The organism is Pseudoalteromonas sp. SWN29 (genome assembly GCF_015864465.1).
In the GTDB taxonomy this organism is placed as follows: Bacteria; Pseudomonadota; Gammaproteobacteria; order Enterobacterales; family Alteromonadaceae; genus Pseudoalteromonas.
This window is the reverse complement of record NZ_JADYXE010000124.1, coordinates 1-1,002: the sequence shown is the minus strand read 5'-3', so window position 1 is coordinate 1,002 and position 1,002 is coordinate 1. Positions and strand designations below refer to the sequence as shown.

The following is a 1,002-nucleotide window of genomic DNA, read 5'->3' as shown; positions in this document are numbered from 1 at the left end:
ATTGCGGTTTCGTTTTCTTCAATTTCTGCAGTGATTTGCCATTCAATACTTTTTACTGCCGCATCTTTTTTAGGTCGTCCTTTACCTTCATAGACTTTATGCTCAATCAATTGCTCAGTCGCTATTTGATGGTGCTTCATCTTTTTCGCTAATTTATCTAATGCGCGTTGCGCATCAGTTTGACAAGCGAAACGTTGAGCTTGTAAATGGAATAGGTCTTTTTTGATGCCTGTGTATGCTCGCTCAACTTGTCGAACAATGCTTTTTTGTGCTCGGCTATTAGCTGCCTTTGAATAAATAATCATCCATCTTTGCTTTATCCCCATATGATCAACCTCTTCAACAACATATTGATAATTATCATCAATATTAATCCATTGGTTGGCTGCTATGGCTGTGCTTATCGAGGATTTTTCAAGCGAAATAGTTGATGGTACTAGCGTGATAAATTGAATTTGGGCTAAAAACTCAGCATTACTTTTATGATAAAGTTTACAGTCAGCCACAAGGTATTTAGGGGCTTTGCTTTTTTTGAACTCGTCAACAAGTGCCTTACTTCGCGCTTTAAAAATAGCGGTGTCTGCGCTGTTACCATCCCAGTTTTTACACGCAAGTGGGATCCCACCATCTTGGCTAACAATGATTTCTTGTACGACTTGCTTTAAATCAGGACGGTGAGCTTTGCTATAACCATGAGTAATTTTAATGACGTTTTCATCGCTGTCTTCATCATCAAAAGCATATTCACCTGTCAGTGAGTGACTCGTTGTATCAAGTGATTCAAAAGTTTTATCAACGTGTTCTATTTCACATGCTTGTCCGGAGACTAATGAAAATAAGCTTTCACAGCCAAACTCGAAGCATTGGTCGAGAGTTCTACCAAGTTTGTGACGATTAAAATGTGATGCTTGAACCCCTTCACGAAATAAATGTTCAAGAGGCAAGTTAGTAAAAAATTGAGGGCTGAGTGATAAAGGTCGATTGGCAAAACCGAGTCCATTC

1 protein-coding gene is annotated in these 1,002 nt (G+C 38.8%); it reads right to left on the bottom strand.

Features of this window, described 5'->3' with window-relative positions; genetic code table 11:
• The coding region (locus I6F53_RS20115; RefSeq protein WP_197240934.1) for an IS1634 family transposase at nt 1-1,002 on the bottom strand (1,002 nt) is incomplete at both ends.